Genomic DNA, 15813 nt, shown 5'->3' on the forward strand with positions numbered 1-15813 from the left:
AATTGTAGCTTGGCATGCACGGGAGCTGAACATGGCCATCCAGCGCGGAATCGGGTACTGGCTCGTAGAACTCGATCGACTGATAAACCAGCGCTTCGACGAAGACCTCGCCGCGGGCGGGCTCAGCCGTAGACGCTGGCAGACCTTGCATTCGCTGGTGAAGGGGCGGCAGCGCGCCGACGACGTCCACGACGCCCTCGACGCCTTCTGGGCCGACGATGCCGAGTGGCCCACCGAACTGGCCGAGCTCACCGCCGCCGGGCTGGTCCGCGACGACGGAGGCGTGCTCTCGCTGACCGAGTCGGGCCGTCGCGCGCACGACGAGGCCTTCGCCCGGATCGGCCTGCGCAGGCGCCAGATGGCGGAGGGCATCACCGACGAGCAGTTCGCCGAGACCGTGCGGTCGCTGCAACGGATGGCGGGGAACCTCGCGGCCCCGCCCGGCGACCGCGAGCCGGTGGGATAGGCGGCCCGCCTCCTCGCTGGGACCGGCACGGGCGGCGACCGGACTGCCTCCTGCCGCGCCCACTAGGCTGATCCCCGACCGAAGCGGAACGAGGAGGTGCGGTGACCATTCGGGTCGGAGTGCTCGGAGCGCGTGGCAAAGTCGGACAGGCGATCTGCGCGGCGGTGACGGCGGCGGAGGACCTGGAGCTGGTCGCCGCCGTCGACAAAGATGATTCGCTCGACACGTTCACCGCGGCGAATACGCAGGTCGTCGTCGATTTCACCCACCCGGACGTGGTGATGGGGAATCTGAGGTTCCTGGTGGAGCACGGCATCCACGCGGTGGTCGGCACCACCGGCTTCGACGACGCCCGCTTGGCGCAGGTGCGCGACTGGCTGGCCGGTCATCGGGAGGTCGGCGTGCTGATCGCACCGAACTTCGCCATCGGCGCGGTGCTGTCCATGCGTTTCGCCGAGCAGGCCGCCCGGTTCTTCGAGTCGGTGGAAGTCATCGAACTGCACCATCCCAACAAGGCCGACGCGCCGTCCGGCACGGCCTATCGCACCGCGGGCCTGATCGCCGCCGCACGCGACAAAGCGGGTCTGGACCGCAGTCCCGACGCCACGACCACCGAGCTGGAGGGTGCGCGCGGCGCCGACGTGGACGGAGTGCGGGTGCACTCGGTGCGCCTGGCCGGTCTGGTCGCTCACCAGGAGGTGCTGTTCGGCACCCAGGGCGAAACCCTCACCATCCGGCACGACTCGATCGACCGCTCGTCGTTCGCCCCCGGTGTGCTGCTCGGCGTGCGGGAGATCGCGAACCGCCCCGGTCTCACCGTCGGGCTCGACCCGTTCCTGGACCTGTGAGCGAGCGGTGGCGAGCACACCGGATGGCGCCGAACCCCGGCGGAGCGCGACGGTGAGCGGCGCGGAGCCGGCGGATCGGAAGGGCAGCGGGGAAGTCGTCAAGGTGGTCGCGCTGATCGCGGCGCTCATCCTGGTGCTCGGCTTCTATTTCCTGTTGCTCGGCCGGATAGCGGTCGGTCTGATCGGTTCCGGCGACGTGGCGGCGATCGTCATCGGCGTGGGCGTGCTGATCCTGCCGCTGCTGGGCGTGTGGATCGTCGTCGCCACCGTGCGCGCCGCGCTCGCCCATCAGCATCTGGCACGGCGCATCCACGACGAGGGCCTCGAACTCGACACCTCGCAGTTGCCACGGCTGCCGTCCGGCCGCATCGAACGCGCGGCCGCCGACGAACTGTTCGCGACGGTCAAGGCGGAGTGGGAGGCCGACCCGGACAACTGGCGCGTCTCCTACCGTCTCGCGCGCGCCTACGACTACGCCGGTGACCGCACCAGGGCCAGGGAGACGATGCGCCGTGCGGTCGCACTGGAACGGCACGAGCGCGACACCCGCTGACAGCGGGCCGATACCATCGCAGGGGTGGCCCGGTTGCTGATCATCCATCACACGCCGTCTCCGCATATGCAGGCGATGTTCGAGGCCGTTGTCTCCGGCGCCACCGACCCCGAGATCGAAGGTGTCGAGGTCGTGCGCCGCGCGGCACTGGCCGTCACCGCTCCCGACGTACTGGCCGCCGACGGATACCTGCTGGGCAGCCCGGCGAACCTGGGTTACATGAGCGGCGCGCTCAAACACGCCTTCGATACGATCTACTATCCGTGTCTCGATTCCACGCGCGGCCGCCCGTACGGTTTGTACCTGCACGGCAACGAAGGCACCGAGGGCGCCGAGCGCGGGGTCGCCGGCATCACCACCGGACTGGGGTGGGAGCAGGCCGCCGCCACGGTCGTGGTCTCCGGTCCGCCCGCCAAAGAGGACCTCCAGCGGTGCTGGGAGTTGGGCGCCACGCTCGCCGCCGGGCTCATGGCCTGAATCCCCCGAATTATGGTGTCTGACCATCGCGCACCATCACCCGGCATACTGTCTGCGATTGTTGTTGCGGTGGGGACGTGAACGAGTAGCTCGGGATGGGAGAGCCAGGTGACCTGGGTCGAAGGGAGCGAGAACGCACCGCGGCGGATCGGATTGGTCGAAGACCACGAGTCGGTCGCGATCGGTCTCGCCGCGATGCTTGCGCCGCAGACCGATCTCGATCTGGTGCTGACCGCGGGCACCGTGCCGGAACTGCTCGCCGCCGTCGACGGCGAGCCGAAGCTGGATCTGGTGGTGCTGGATCTGCGGCTGGCCGACGGGTCCTCGCCCGAGGACAACGTGCGCGCCCTGCGTGACCGCGGCATGGAGGTGCTGGTCTTCACCGGCGCGGACAACGCCTTTCTCGTGCGCTCCGCCGCGCGCGCCGGGGTGCTGGGCGTGGTCCGCAAATCCGAGGACGTGCCGACCGTCGTCGCCGCCGTGCGCCGCGCGGCCAGCGGCGAACAGGTGGTCACCACCGACTGGGCGGCCGCCATCGACGGCGACCCGCAACTGTCCGAGGTGGGCTTGAGCCCGCGCCAGGAAGAAGTGCTCATGTTGTACGCGTCCGGCGAGAAGGCCTCCCGGGTCGCGCGGTTGACGGGTCTGTCCGAGCAGACGGTCAACGACTACCTCGGCCGGATCCGGCAGAAGTACGCCGATGCCGGTCGTCCGGCGCCGACCAAGACCGACCTGTACAAGCGGGCGGTCGAGGACGGATGGCTGCCGGTTCCCGAGCGGCACCCACGCGGATGATCGCGTCCAGCATGCTGGGCACCCCGTCGCACTCGCGCTCCCTCCGGCTCTACCGACTCCACGCGAGGCGTTTGAGCCACGGAGTCGCCGCACTGTCCAGGGGGAAAGCCTCCGAGGGCGCCGCCGACCGCATCCTGCACAGGCTCGGGCTGGCCATCGGAATCGCCGGGGTGATCGCCGCGATCGTCGAACTGCCCGAGATCGCCGATCAGAGTCGCTTCGTGCCCGTCCGGTGGACGGTGGTCGAAGTGGTGCTGGCGTTCGGGCTGTTCCCGGTCCTCGCGGTCGTCTCGGTCAGCCTGAGCGCCCGAATGATCCAGCGGGTCGCCGGTGCGGCAGCGGTGAGTTTTCTCGGGGCCACGGCGGTGGTTCCATTCGTGTATGTGGTGCCCGAAGCCTTAGGATCGGCGTCGCTCTGGCTGTACCGGGTGCTGGCGCTGGGAGTCCTGGCGGCCGTGCTCGCTTGGCGTCCACCGCTCGCAGTGGCGTATCTGGTGGTGGGCTCGGCGTTCAGCGCGCTGGCGAATCTCGTCGTGCTCGAGGACACCACCGCCCTGGCGCTGCTCGGCTATTTCGCCAGGGCGGCCGGGCTGAGCGCGCTGTTCCTGTGGTGCGTGATCTATGCCAGGGCCGCGGCCGCCCGAGTGGATCGCGAGTCGGCCATCGAAAGCAGCCGGGCCGCGGCGGTCGCGGGCGCGGCCGCCCGCGAACGGGAACGCGCGCGCTTCGCCGCGCTGATCCACGACGCGGTGCTGTCCACCCTGCTGGACGCCTCCCGCGCAGGGACCGAATCGCCGGTCCTGCGCAGGCAGGCCGAACGGACCCTCGAACAACTCGATGAGTGCCGGGTCGGGAACAGCGAACTCGACCGGCTGGACGCGCAATCCGCGATCGGGTTCCTCCGCGCCGCCGTGCACGAAGTGAATCCCGATACCCGGTTCACCGCGCGGCGCTGGGCCGGATTCGACGATCTGCGTCTACCGGTGGACGCCGCGAGCACGATCGCCGCCGCGCTCGCCGAGGCCGTACGAAACAGCCTGCGTCACGCCACTGTTCCCGGGCGTGCGGTCCGCCGCACCGTCACGGTGACGATCAGCGCGGGCGGTATTCGAGTGGTGTTCCGTGACGACGGCGCGGGTTTCGACCTGAGTGAGGTGCCTGTCGATCGGCTCGGTATCTCGGTGAGCATCCTGGGCCGCATGCGTCAGCTGCCGGGCGGCGCCGGGTTCGTGGAATCCGAGCCGGGCGAGGGTACGACCGTGACGCTGGTGTGGGGCGGAAATGGCTGAGCGGGAAACCGAAGTTGGACTGCGCGATCTGCTCGGCCTCCGTGGCCGGGCGGCGTGGCTGTACCTGGTCATTCTCGAAGTGACCATAGTGCTGTGCATGGTCCAGAACTTCTCCGAATCGCTGGTGGCCGCCGTGGCCGCCGCCCTGGTCGTCCTGGCGTTGGCCGGTGTCGTGGTGCTGCTGGCGCCGACTGATCCGCTGCCTTGGCCCGCGACCGTGTTCGTCTCCGCCTCCGGGCCGCTGGCCGCGGCCCTCACCTCGGTCGATGTCGAGCACGCCTGGTCGAAGCAGGTGTGGACGGCGTTCGCCGCCTCGTATGTGCTCGCCGTGCTGGTGTTGCGCGGACGTCTGGCCGCGGCCTGGCTCGGGGTCGTCGGCATCGGCGCGGTGATCGCTGTGGTCGGTGTGGCGGCCGGTCTGCGGGTGGGCGTCGTCGTAGGGTCGATTGTGCCGGTCGCCACGGTTGCCGGGGTTTCCCTGTTCGCGGCGATAATGCGCCCCACCCAGCGTTCGCTGCGGCTGCTGCGTGAGGAGGCGGCCATGCGCGCCGCCGCCGAGGCCGCGATGGCGGCGGAGAACGGGGAACGCACCCGTCAGCTGGCTCGGCTGGACGCGGTGGCGCGCCCGATCCTGGAACGCATCGCCGACGGCGACGACCTCACCGCCGCCGAGCGCGAACAGTGCAGGCTCCTGGAAGCCGAACTACGTGACGGCCTCCGCGCCCCGCAACTGGCCACCGACCAGCTCAGCAGCGCCGCCCGCGGAGCTCGCTCCCGCGGCGTCGAGGTGATCCTGCTCGACGACGGCGGTTTCACCGGGGTCCCGCACCGGGTGCGCCAGCAGGTGATCGACGCCGCCACGGGAGAGCTCGACGCCGCGAACGAGGGTTCGGTCACCGTCCGCATCCTCCCGACCGGCCGCCGCATCCTGGCCACCGTCCTGGCCACGGCGACGGACCGGGACCGCCGCACCGAAATCGACGCCACCGGCGCGATCACCGTCTCCACGTGACGTCCTCGGAGGTCGCGACGCCATCCGAATCGCGTGCCGACCACCACCCGACCGCATCGGCCCAGCTCCCGGTTTGGAGCGCAGCGAGATCGAGCGTTGTCTCGTTCGCGGCCTGGTTCGTCTTCGAGTGGCCGCCGCGTAGGTGGGGAAGGAGTCGCCGGTCACCGAGAACGGCGAACCCGAGGTCTGACGATCACCGGCTCACGCATCCGCATCGGCCCAGCTCCCGGTTTGGAGCGCAGCGAGATCGAGCGTTGTCTCGTTCGCGGCCCGGCTCGCGTCCGAGTGGCCGCCGCGTAGGCGACGAAGGAGCAAGCGGCGGTCGCTCGGACGCGAGCCACCAAGGGGCCGGGAACACGCCGCGCCCGCGCGGCCGAGAACACTGTCGGTGGCTCGTGGCATTGTTGCCCTCATGCGGAAGATGGGCGCGGCGGCGGCGCGGCGAACGGCGTTGGCGGCGCAGGGTTTCGGGGCGCGTAGGCCCGGTCGGGTCACCCGGCGAACGGTGCTCGGGGTGCTGGAGCGGACCCAGTTGCTGCAACTGGATTCGGTGTCCGCGGTGGTGCGGGCGCATTACGCGCCGGTGTTCAGCCGGATCGGGCCCTACGATCGTGCTCTGCTCGATCAGGCCGCGTGGAGCAATGGCGCGCGGCGGCCGCGTGCGCTCGTCGAGTACTGGGCACACGAGGCCGCCCTCATCCCGGTCGAGGACTGGCCGCTGCTGCGCTGGCGGATGCGGCAGTACGAGCACGGGCGCTGGTCCGGTATGCGCAAGGTGGTCGAGCGCAATCCCACTCTCGGCAAGGACATCTTGGATGTGATCACCGAAGTGGGCGCGGCCACGGCCGGGGAGGTCGAGCGCCACTTGGAGCTGGACAAGCCGCGGCCGAAGGGATCCTGGTGGAATCTCAGCGATACGAAGATGATCTGCGAGCAGCTGTTCGCGGCTGGTGCGTTGTCTGTGGCCACCCGGGTCGGATTCACCAGGCACTACGACCTGGCCGAGCGGGTGCTGCCGCCGGAGGTGCTGGCGCGCGAGGTCTCCGAGCCGGACGCCGTCCGCGAACTGGTGCTTCGCGCGGCCACCGCCCACGGCATCGGCACCGAAGCGGACCTGCGTGACTACTACCGTCTCCAGCGCACCCAGACCGAACCGGCCATCGCCGAGCTGGTGGACGCGGGCGAGTTGATCTCGGTGGAGGTGGCGGGCTGGGCGAAGTCGGCTTATCTGCGGGCGGGCGCGCCCACACCGCGTCGCATCGAAGGCGCCGCGCTGCTGTGCCCGTTCGACCCGCTCATCTTCTTCCGCGCACGCACCGAGCGTATTTTCGATTTCCACTACCGGATCGAGATCTACACCCCGGAGCACAAGCGGGTGCACGGCTATTACGTCTTCCCGTTCCTGCTCGACGGGGAGCTGGTCGGCCGTGTGGATCTGCGCGCCGAGCGCGCGAACGGCCGGTTGTGGGTGCCGGCCGCGTTCGCCGAGCCCGGGTACGACACCCCCGCCACCGCGCACGCCCTCGGTGGTGCGCTGCGCGAGCTGGCCGATTGGCTCGAACTGGACGAGGTCGCCATCGGTGATCGCGGCAATCTCGCCGCGTTGCTGTAGCGCTACTGAGTCAGATGTCGCGTTTGGGCCCGTACCCGCGCATCTGGTCGCGCAGCGCTCCGTGGACGGCGCTCGACAGCCATGAGTTGAGGGACTGACCGCTCTGTGCGGCAGCCTCTTCCGCGCGTGCCTTCATCTGCTCTACCAGCCGCAGCGTGACCCTGCTGATGTCTCCGGTCATCTCCTCGAAGGTGGGTGGCTCGTCGCCCTCCGTGCTCTTGCGCACATCGATGGAAGCCTCCGTGCCGTCCACCGACACGTGCACCGCGCGGTCGCCGAGTGCCGCACTGACCTCGGCGGCGAGGTCCGACAGGGCCGTGAGCAGGACCATGCGGGCGGACGCCTCCGTCGCCGCTGCCAGGGCAGCCGCCGTGGCCTGGGTCTTCTCGTCGCCCAGCGCCGCGGCGGCGATCAGGTTCTCGCGCAGCTGGCTGGTGTACTTGTTCAAGTCCATGACATCAGTGTGACGTCATTTATGATGTCCAGCAAGAAACGGTATGGCATCACCGCGCCGTCATCGCGAGACATTCGCGTCTTTGTTGCGGCTTGATCGCCGACGACGGTGTCGAGGGCGTGTCCCGGACCGGGTAGCCTTTCTGACCATGACGAACGGTGAATCGACGCCAACGGAGCTGCGTGCGTCCGGCACGGTAGGTGTCGCGATGGTGACCCCCTTCAGTGCCGACGGCAAGCTCGACGTCGATGCCGGGGTCGCGCTCGCGGCCCGCCTGGTCGACCGCGGTGTCGACCTGCTCGCGATCTCGGGAACCACTGGTGAATCGCCGACCACCACCGAATCGGAGAAGGCCGATCTGCTGCGCGCCGTCGTCGACGCCGTCGGGAAGAGCGCGACCGTGATCGCGGGTGCGGGCACCTACGACACCGCCCACTCGGTCGAACTGGCGCGCAACGCGCAGCGGGCGGGTGCACACGGTTTGCTCGTGGTGACGCCGTACTATTCCCGGCCCTCCCAGGAGGGGCTGATCGCCCATTTCACCGCCGTCGCCGACGCCACCGACCTGCCGGTCACGCTCTATGACATCCCGGGGCGGTCGGTGGTGCCGATCGCCAGCGACACCGTCCGCAAGCTCGCCGAACATCCGCGCATCGTCGCGGTCAAGGACGCCAAGGGTGACCTGAACATGGGCGCCGAACTCATCGCCAGCACCGGCCTGGCGTTCTATTCCGGTGACGACGCGCTCAACCTGCCCTGGCTGTCGGTGGGCGCGACCGGATTCATCAGTGTGATCGGACATCTCGTCCCCGAACGGCTGCGCGCGCTGCTGGAGGCTTATACGGCGGGGGAGGTGGTGCGCGCCCGGGAGATCAACGTCACCTTGCTGCCGCTGCACTCGGCGATGGCCAGGCTGGGCGGTGTCGCGATGAGCAAGGGCGGATTGCGGTTGCTCGGCGTGGAGGTCGGGGAGCCGCGGCTGCCGCAGCTGATGCCGACGGGTGAGCAGTTGGAGTCGCTTGCCGCGGACCTGCGAGCGGTGGGAGTGCTGTGATGAGCGAGTCCCTATCCCGTCGCCGCCGCAGCGCTTCCCGCCCCGCGGGAGCGCCCGCCTCGTCCGCGCCGGTCGAGCGGGTGACGCCGCCCGCGCCGTCGGAATCCGTAGCGATGCCCGAGCCCGAGCCCGCGCTCGACGTGGCGACGGTGGACGAGGCCGCCAAGGCCGCCGATGCCGTCGTGCGTACCGAGCAGCCTGCGCCCGCGCGGGCGCGCCAGGAGACCCGGGGCCAGGGTGCGGCGACCCGGCGACCGAGCCGTGGACGTGCGCAGTCCAGCCCGCGGCGCGGCGAAGGGCCCCCGCCGCAGGCGGATCCGGTCGCCGCGCACGACCGTCTCGGCGCCCCGCCTACCCTGCCCGAGAACGGCCTGCGTGTGTTCGCCCTCGGCGGCATCGGCGAAATCGGCCGCAACATGACGGTTTTCGAGTACGGCGGCAAATTGCTGATCGTCGACTGCGGCGTCCTGTTCCCGGAGGACCAGCAGCCCGGTGTCGACCTGATCCTGCCGGACTTCCGTCCCATCGAGGACCGGATGGACGACGTCGTCGCCGTCGTGCTGACCCACGGCCACGAGGACCACATCGGCGCGGTGCCCTTCCTGCTGCGGCTGCGGCCCGACATCCCGGTCGTCGGCTCGAAGTTCACCCTCGCGCTGGTGGCCGCGAAGTGCCGGGAACACCGCCTGCACCCGAAGCTGGTCGAGGTGATCGAGGGGCAGCACACCACGCACGGCCCGTTCGGCTGCGAGTACTTCGCGGTCAACCACTCCATCCCCGACGCGCTCGCCGTCGCCATCCGCACGCCCGCGGGCGTCGCCTTGCACACCGGTGACATCAAGCTCGACCAGCTTCCGCTGGACGGGCGGCTCACCGACCTGGCCGGATTCTCGCGGCTCGGCGACGAGGGCGTCGACCTGTTCCTGGTGGATTCCACCAACGCCGAGGTTCCCGGCTTCGTCACGCCGGAGCGCGAGATCGGCGGGGTGCTGGACTCGGTCATCGGCAAGGCGAGCGGACGGGTCATCGTCGCGTCCTTCGCCAGTCACGTGCACCGCATCCAGCAGGTCGTCGACGTGGCCCAGAAGTACGGGCGGCGGATCTGTTTCGTCGGCCGCTCGATGGTCCGTAATATGCAGATCGCCCAGGATCTGGGCTATCTCACCGTGCCGGAGGGCGTGGTCGTCGACCTCGATGTCGCCGCGACCCTGCCCAGCCACCGCCTGGTGCTGATCTCCACGGGTTCGCAGGGCGAGCCGCTGTCCGCGCTGTCGCGGATGGCGCGCGGCGACCACCGGCAGATCAACATCCGCCCGGACGACCTGGTGGTGCTGGCTTCCTCGCTCATCCCCGGCAACGAGAACTCGGTGTACGCGGTCGTCAACGGCCTGGCTCGGCTCGGCGCCACGGTGATCACCCAGCAGAACGCCAAGGTGCACGTCTCCGGGCACGCCTCGGCGGGCGAGCTGCTGTACCTGTACAACGCGGTGCGGCCGACCAACGCCATGCCGGTGCACGGCGAGTGGCGCCATCTGCGCGCGAACGCCGCACTGGCGGTGGCGACGGGCGTGCCGCAGGAGCGGGTGGTGCTCGCCGAGGACGGAGTGGTGGTCGACTTGGTCGACGGCATCGCCTCGGTCGTCGGCCGGGTGCCGGTCGGCCATGTGTACGTCGACGGGCTGTCGGTGGGCGACGTCGGGGAGTCCACACTGTCGGACCGGCTGGTTCTCGGCGAGGGCGGTTTCATCGCGATCACCGTCGCCATCGACGAGACCACCGGCAAGGCGGTGAGCACCCCTGAGCTCAGCGGACGCGGCTTCTCCGACGATCCGACCGCACTGCTCGACGCGTCGGAGCTGGTGGAAGCCGAACTGCTGCGGCTGGCGGGCGAAGGTGTCACCGACACCCACCGGATCGCGCAGGGCGTGCGCCGCGTGGTCGGTCGATGGGTGGCCGAGAAGTATCGCCGTCGCCCGATGATCGTGCCGACCGTCATCGGCGTCTGACCTCCGGAACGACGAAAGCGCCGGACAGCTCAACTGTCCGGCGCTTTTCACGCGGGCGCGGTCACTCCTGGCAGGCCGCGGACTCGATCTTCGCGCTCTTGACGATGTTGCAGGCGAAGGTGTGGTCGACCTTCCACTGGCCGCCCTCGGAGACGAACTGGATGAACGCGTCATCCACCGGGGTGCCGTCGATGGTGACCTTGGCGTCGGCCTTGAGCTTGCCGTCCTTCGGGTCGCCTACGTTGGTGACCTCGACGGCGACCTTCTGCTTCTTCGCGGCGTCGACGAGGTTGGCGACGAGGTAGGGATCCTGCTCGGCGGCCTGGATCCAGCTGATCTTCTCCTCGTTGGGCACGTTCGGGTCGAAAGCCTTCTGCAACCGCTCGTTCAGCTGCTGCACGGAGGGCTTGGCCAGTGCGGGCGAGGACGGGGTGGTCGGTGCGGAACCGGCCTCCTTGTCACCCTTGTCAGAGCCGCCCTCCAACTCACCAGCGGCGTGGGTGGGATTGGCGCTGGTGCTCTGGGACGAGGAGTCGTCGCCCGAGGCGCAGGCGCTCAGCGAGCAGGCCACTGCGGTGAGGACGACGGCCACGGTGGTCCGGAAAGTGCGGTGCTTCACGATGTTTCCTTCGTCTGTAATTCCGGGCATCAGCCGTGGTTGGACGTGCAGTTCCAGTGCACGATGTAGGCGTCGGAATCGTTGCGCCGCAGCGCTTGGCTCTGCGCGGCGCGCCGCGACGACGCGTACCCCCAGCTCCAGGTGCCGGTGCCACTGGAGTACGCCACGGCGCCGCAGCCGTTGCGGAACCAGACCACCGACTGGCAGTCGGCGGCGCTGCAGGAGCTCACGGCGCGCTGCTGCGCGGCGGCCGAGGTCGGGTAGTCGTAGGAGTACCCGATCAGACCGGTGGAGGTGGACAGCGCGATCGCGCCGTAATTGTTGGTGTAGGCGTGCGCGGTGGGCGCGCTGACAGCCAGCGCGGAACCGACCGCCGCGAGCGCGGCTACACCGGTAGCAAACTTCTTCACGGAGGATTTGCCCCTTCTTGTCATGAGGTCCACGACCCGATGGACCGAGTGACAAGGTACAGAGCCCACCCTCATTGCGCTAGCCGGAGATTTCCCGGTGTGAGGAGTCCCGACCGCCGTGGTATGGATACGCGCCTGCCGGGGGCATCGGCGTAGAGCCCAGTGTGGTGCACGGTCACACCGCCCGCAACTCGGATACCGGACTTTCTCCGCTCGTGTGCGCGGTTGGTGTGCGCGGTGAAACTTGGTGTACGGCAACGTCATCGCACTCCAGGCGGGCGAAATCGCGGTGCGGCGCAACGGCGGCATCGAAAACGACGTCGCGCTGTCGTGAACGGTTCTCCGGGTGGCGTCGTGGTCGCGGTGGCCGCGGGCAGTCGCGTCATCCGGCAGTGCGGCCGGGTGGTCGGTATTTTCGGGGGTGTGACTATGGCACAGCGAGAACGCAGGGGACTCGTCGAGGCGATGGAGGCCGTGGGGCCGGACGCGCGGACGCTCTGCGGCGCGTGGACGGTGCGGGATCTGGCCGCGCATGTGGTGGTTCGCGAACGGCGGCTCGATGCCGCGCCGGGCATCATGTTGAAGCCGTTCGCCGGGTATCTCGACCGGGTGCAGGCGAAGGCGGCGAGCAAGCCGTTTCCCGAGTTGCTGGACCAGATCCGCACCGGTCCGCCGTGGTGGTCGCCGTTGCGGCCGGTCGATGCGGTAGTCAACCTATCCGAGATGTTCGTCCACCACGAGGACGTGCGCCGCGCCGAACCGGGTTGGCAGCCGCGCGATCTGCCCGCCGCCGATGAGGATCGACTGTGGTCGATGCTGCGCAAGACGGCCAAGATGGCCTACCGCAAGGCGCCGGTCACGGTCGAGCTCGTGACGCCCGACGGCAGGCGCACGGTGGCGCGATCCGCCTCCGGCGACGTCGTCACGCTGACCGGCAAGCCCTCGGAACTGGTGCTGCATGCCTTCGGTCGGGATGAAGTCCGGTTGGAGACCACCGGATCGCCCGAAGCCGTACGGGCGGTGCTCGAGACAGACCGATCGGTCTGATTTGTGCGACGTCGCGGGTTCGTCCGGATCCTCGGCCGTGAGTTCCCCGCCGGACCGGAGACGAGCCCGGGACTTCGGCCGTGGATCCGCCACGGAGCCGTGCTGTCCGCGACCGCTCATCCGGCGAACCGCCAGGGCTTTTCACGGTGCTGAACGTCCCCGCGACGGCGCCCGAGGCGCACGGAGGCGGAGGGCAACCAGTGTTGCGGATGGTCCGGATGGGGCGATTGCGGCTAGCCTGGGGCCATGGCAGGTAAGTCCCGCAGCACCACGACGAGTCGGGCGCGGGCGGGATCGGCGCGGGGGAGGACCACCACGGCACGCTCTCGCGCGGCCACGCCCCGCGCGGCGACCCCTCGAACGACCGCGGCGCCCCGCAGGCGCCCCGCCCCGGCCCGGCGTCCGGTGCGCCGCACCTCGAACACGGCGCCACTGGCCGTCATCGGACGCGGCATCAGCAGCGGCTGGACCATGCTGGCCCGGGGGCTGGGTGCGACCACACGCACGCTGAGCCGGGCCGGGGAGATCGAACACGGCCATCGGCGCGACGGTGCCGCGCTGGCCCTGATCGCGGTGAGCGCCGTGATCGCGGCGGCGGTGTGGTTGTCGGCCGGCGGGCCGGTGGGCCACTGGGTCGAGGACGTGATCCGCGCGATCTCCGGATCGGCCTCGGCCGGATTGCCGTTCGTCGCCTCGGGCATCGCCGTCGTCCTGATGCGCACGGAACCGCGCCCCGAGATCCGGCCGCGACTGGTGCTCGGCGGCCTGCTGATCGGTCTGCCGATTCTCGGTCTGTGGCACATCGCGGCCGGCGCTCCCACCGACGCGCACGGACGTTCCCGCGCGGCGGGTTTCGTCGGCTTCGTGACCGGCGGGCCGCTGACCAACGGCCTCACCGCCTGGCTGTCTGTCCCGATCCTGTTGTTGGCCATCGTCTTCGGCGGGTTGCTGGTGACCGGAACCACCGTGCGCGAGGTGCCCGCCAAGCTGCGTCGATACTTCGGCACCGAGAACGGTGGCGACGAATACGGCGAATTCGACGGCGACTACCGGGACTACGATCCGGCCGGTTTCGACGCCGACGGCTTCCCGGTGCGCCGCGGCGCCAAGCGGCGCGGTCGCACGCCCGCGGAGAACTACCCGCCCGACGAGTTCGGCGACCCCGACGCCGTTACCGAGGCGATCGGCGAACCCCCGCTGCGGGACGCCAAGCCGATCGCGGTGGAGGAGCCCGCGCCGAAACCGAAACCGAAGAAGCAGCGTCCCGCCGCGGTCGTGGAGGATCAGACGCCACCGCCGCCGAAGCAACTGGAGTTCGTCACCGACCGCGAAGTCGAAGGCGACTACACCCTGCCACCGCTGTCGTTGCTGACCGACGGGGATCCGCCCAAGAAACGCAGTGCCGCCAACGAATCGATGATCGAGGCGATCACCGAGGTGCTGGTGCAGTTCAAGATCGACGCCGCGGTGACCGGTTTCGTCCGCGGCCCGACGGTCACGCGCTACGAGGTCGAACTCGGGCCGGGGGTGAAAGTCGAGAAGATCACCGCACTGGCGCGCAACATCGCCTACGCCGTGGCGACGGAGAACGTCCGGCTGCTCGCGCCGATCCCCGGCAAGTCCGCCGTCGGCATCGAGGTGCCGAACGCCGACCGCGAGCTGGTCCGGCTGGCCGACGTGCTCAAGGCGCCCAGCACCCGCAACGACCACCATCCGCTGGTGATCGGCCTGGGCAAGAACATCGAGGGCGAGTTCGTCTCGGCGAATCTGGCCAAGATGCCGCACCTGCTGGTGGCGGGCTCGACCGGTTCGGGAAAGTCGAGCTTCGTCAACTCGATGCTGGTGTCGCTGTTGCAGCGGGCGACGCCGGACGAGGTCCGGATGATCCTGATCGACCCGAAAATGGTGGAATTGACCCCCTACGAGGGCATTCCGCACCTGATCACACCCATCATCACCCAGCCGAAGAAGGCGGCGGCCGCGCTGGCCTGGCTGGTCGAGGAGATGGAGCAGCGCTATCAGGACATGCAGGCCAACAAGGTGCGCCACATCGACGACTTCAACAAGAAGGTGAAGTCGGGAGCGATCACCGCCCCGCTGGGCAGCGAACGGGTGTACCGGCCCTACCCGTACATCCTGGCCATCGTCGACGAGTTGGCCGATCTCATGATGACCGCTCCGCGGGACGTGGAAGACGCCATCGTCCGCATCACCCAGAAGGCCCGCGCGGCAGGCATCCATCTGGTGCTGGCCACCCAGCGGCCGTCGGTCGACGTGGTGACCGGTTTGATCAAGACGAATGTGCCCTCCCGGCTGGCCTTCGCCACCTCGTCGCTGACCGATTCCCGGGTCATCCTCGACCAGCCCGGCGCGGAGAAGCTGATCGGCATGGGCGACGGGTTGTTCCTGCCGATGGGCGCGGGCAAGCCGACTCGGCTGCAAGGCGCGTTCATCAGCGACGAGGAGATCCACGGCGTCGTCGATTTCGCCAAGAACCAGGCCGAGCCGGAATACCAAGAGGGCGTCACCGCCGCGAAGGCCGGGGAGAAGAAGGACGTCGACCCCGATATCGGCGATGATCTCGACGTCTTCCTGCAAGCGGTGGAACTGGTGGTCACCTCGCAGTTCGGGTCCACCTCCATGCTGCAGCGCAAGCTGCGCGTCGGCTTCGCCAAAGCGGGACGGCTGATGGATCTCATGGAGACCCGCGGCGTCGTCGGCCCGAGTGAGGGGTCCAAGGCGCGCGACGTGCTCGTGAAACCCGATGAGCTGGAAGGGCTGCTGTGGTCGATCCGCGGCGGCGGCGATGAGGGTGACTCGGCCGGGCCGCAGGAGTGATCGGGCTGGTTCCCTCGGCGAGATTCGAACTCGCATCTCCCGGAATCTAGGTCCGGCGCCTCTACCTGTTGGGCTACGAGGGAGCGGTCGCGGTGCGACCTGGAGACTCGGCACGGACGGAGGGGGTCGAACCCCGGCCAACGGTTTTGCCAGACCGCCGCTCTACGACTGAGCTACGTCCGTCTGCACGACAAAAGGGTCACCCCTCGGCGATTCGCCGCGGAGTGACCCTTGGTGCACGGGTCTGCGAAAGACACGTTCAGGGGCGGCTCCGCGCGCTCATCCGCCAATGGGAGACGGACGAGACCGATAGCACAACGCGGGCTCGCGAGT

General features: G+C 69.4%; 15 protein-coding genes and 2 tRNA genes. 12 read left to right on the plus strand and 5 right to left on the minus strand.

Annotated features, from left to right (window positions below):
• Positions 1-31 precede the first annotated feature (31 nt).
• The 8 genes from K8O92_18505 to K8O92_18540 all read left to right on the plus strand — a co-directional run bounded on the left by K8O92_18505 (position 32) and on the right by K8O92_18540 (position 7052).
• Positions 32-466, plus strand: coding sequence for a hypothetical protein (locus K8O92_18505; GenBank protein UAK29970.1), 435 nt, complete (start codon positions 32-34; stop codon positions 464-466).
• Positions 467-567: 101 nt separating this feature from the next.
• Positions 568-1314: a 4-hydroxy-tetrahydrodipicolinate reductase gene (gene dapB, locus K8O92_18510; protein ID UAK29971.1), complete on the plus strand. Its 747-nt coding sequence runs from the start codon at positions 568-570 to the stop codon at positions 1312-1314.
• Positions 1315-1366: 52 nt separating this feature from the next.
• A complete protein-coding gene (locus K8O92_18515) occupies positions 1367-1867 on the plus strand; it encodes a hypothetical protein (protein ID UAK29972.1) in 501 nt (166 codons plus the stop codon).
• A gap of 24 nt (positions 1868-1891) precedes the next feature.
• Positions 1892-2344 (plus strand): flavodoxin family protein, encoded by a 453-nt coding sequence (locus tag K8O92_18520; GenBank protein ID UAK29973.1) that lies wholly within the window; start codon positions 1892-1894, stop codon positions 2342-2344.
• A 108-nt stretch (positions 2345-2452) separates the two neighbouring features.
• Positions 2453-3139 carry a response regulator transcription factor gene (locus tag K8O92_18525; GenBank protein ID UAK29974.1) on the plus strand — a complete coding sequence of 229 codons (687 nt, stop codon included), beginning with the start codon at positions 2453-2455 and terminating at the stop codon, positions 3137-3139.
• Entirely contained in the window at positions 3136-4428 is a 1293-nt protein-coding gene (locus tag K8O92_18530; protein ID UAK35790.1) for an ATP-binding protein, read from the plus strand. Before K8O92_18525 ends, K8O92_18530 begins: the two co-directional genes overlap by 4 nt.
• Entirely contained in the window at positions 4421-5440 is a 1020-nt protein-coding gene (locus K8O92_18535; GenBank protein ID UAK29975.1) for a hypothetical protein, read from the plus strand. Before K8O92_18530 ends, K8O92_18535 begins: the two co-directional genes overlap by 8 nt.
• Before the next feature lie 412 nt (positions 5441-5852).
• Positions 5853-7052, plus strand: coding sequence for a winged helix DNA-binding domain-containing protein (locus K8O92_18540; GenBank protein UAK29976.1), 1200 nt, complete (start codon positions 5853-5855; stop codon positions 7050-7052).
• 10 nt (positions 7053-7062) lie between these two features.
• Here K8O92_18540 and K8O92_18545 read toward each other — a convergent pair whose 3' ends face one another.
• Entirely contained in the window at positions 7063-7506 is a 444-nt protein-coding gene (locus K8O92_18545; GenBank protein ID UAK29977.1) for a hypothetical protein, read from the minus strand.
• A 148-nt stretch (positions 7507-7654) separates the two neighbouring features.
• Between K8O92_18545 and dapA the strand changes: the two genes are divergently transcribed.
• Both dapA and K8O92_18555 read left to right on the plus strand, forming a co-directional pair.
• Positions 7655-8560: a 4-hydroxy-tetrahydrodipicolinate synthase gene (dapA, locus tag K8O92_18550; protein UAK29978.1), complete on the plus strand. Its 906-nt coding sequence runs from the start codon at positions 7655-7657 to the stop codon at positions 8558-8560.
• Positions 8561-8916: 356 nt separating this feature from the next.
• Positions 8917-10566 carry a ribonuclease J gene (locus K8O92_18555; protein UAK35791.1) on the plus strand — a complete coding sequence of 550 codons (1650 nt, stop codon included), beginning with the start codon at positions 8917-8919 and terminating at the stop codon, positions 10564-10566.
• Positions 10567-10627: 61 nt separating this feature from the next.
• Here the strand turns inward: K8O92_18555 and K8O92_18560 are convergent, their stop codons facing one another.
• Both K8O92_18560 and K8O92_18565 read right to left on the minus strand, forming a co-directional pair.
• Positions 10628-11185, minus strand: coding sequence for a hypothetical protein (locus K8O92_18560; GenBank protein ID UAK29979.1), 558 nt, complete (start codon positions 11183-11185; stop codon positions 10628-10630).
• A 29-nt stretch (positions 11186-11214) separates the two neighbouring features.
• Positions 11215-11595 (minus strand): DUF4189 domain-containing protein, encoded by a 381-nt coding sequence (locus K8O92_18565; protein UAK29980.1) that lies wholly within the window; start codon positions 11593-11595, stop codon positions 11215-11217.
• A 423-nt stretch (positions 11596-12018) separates the two neighbouring features.
• Between K8O92_18565 and K8O92_18570 the strand changes: the two genes are divergently transcribed.
• Together K8O92_18570 and K8O92_18575 are read left to right on the plus strand one after the other, a co-directional pair.
• Positions 12019-12642 (plus strand): TIGR03085 family protein, encoded by a 624-nt coding sequence (locus K8O92_18570; protein ID UAK35792.1) that lies wholly within the window; start codon positions 12019-12021, stop codon positions 12640-12642.
• Between the two features lie 246 nt (positions 12643-12888).
• On the plus strand, positions 12889-15480 hold the full coding sequence (locus K8O92_18575; protein UAK29981.1) for a DNA translocase FtsK: 2592 nt from the start codon (positions 12889-12891) through the stop codon (positions 15478-15480).
• A gap of 6 nt (positions 15481-15486) precedes the next feature.
• Here the strand turns inward: K8O92_18575 and K8O92_18580 are convergent.
• Both K8O92_18580 and K8O92_18585 read right to left on the minus strand, forming a co-directional pair.
• Positions 15487-15563 (minus strand) — tRNA-Leu (locus K8O92_18580).
• A gap of 28 nt (positions 15564-15591) precedes the next feature.
• Positions 15592-15663 (minus strand) — tRNA-OTHER (locus tag K8O92_18585).
• Between the last annotated feature and the right edge of the window lie 150 nt (positions 15664-15813).

Source organism: Nocardia asteroides (assembly GCA_019930625.1).
GTDB lineage: Bacteria > Actinomycetota > Actinomycetes > Mycobacteriales > Mycobacteriaceae > Nocardia > Nocardia sputi.

Coding starts and splice junctions, on each gene's coding strand:
- dapA (UAK29978.1), top strand. CDS start 7,655: ATGACGAACGGTGAATCGACGCCAACGGAGCTGCGTGCGTCCGGCACG.
- K8O92_18540 (UAK29976.1), top strand. CDS start 5,853: ATGCGGAAGATGGGCGCGGCGGCGGCGCGGCGAACGGCGTTGGCGGCG.
- K8O92_18535 (UAK29975.1), top strand. CDS start 4,421: ATGGCTGAGCGGGAAACCGAAGTTGGACTGCGCGATCTGCTCGGCCTC.
- K8O92_18545 (UAK29977.1), bottom strand. CDS start 7,506: ATGGACTTGAACAAGTACACCAGCCAGCTGCGCGAGAACCTGATCGCC.
- K8O92_18530 (UAK35790.1), top strand. CDS start 3,136: ATGATCGCGTCCAGCATGCTGGGCACCCCGTCGCACTCGCGCTCCCTC.
- K8O92_18575 (UAK29981.1), top strand. CDS start 12,889: ATGGCAGGTAAGTCCCGCAGCACCACGACGAGTCGGGCGCGGGCGGGA.
- K8O92_18505 (UAK29970.1), top strand. CDS start 32: ATGGCCATCCAGCGCGGAATCGGGTACTGGCTCGTAGAACTCGATCGA.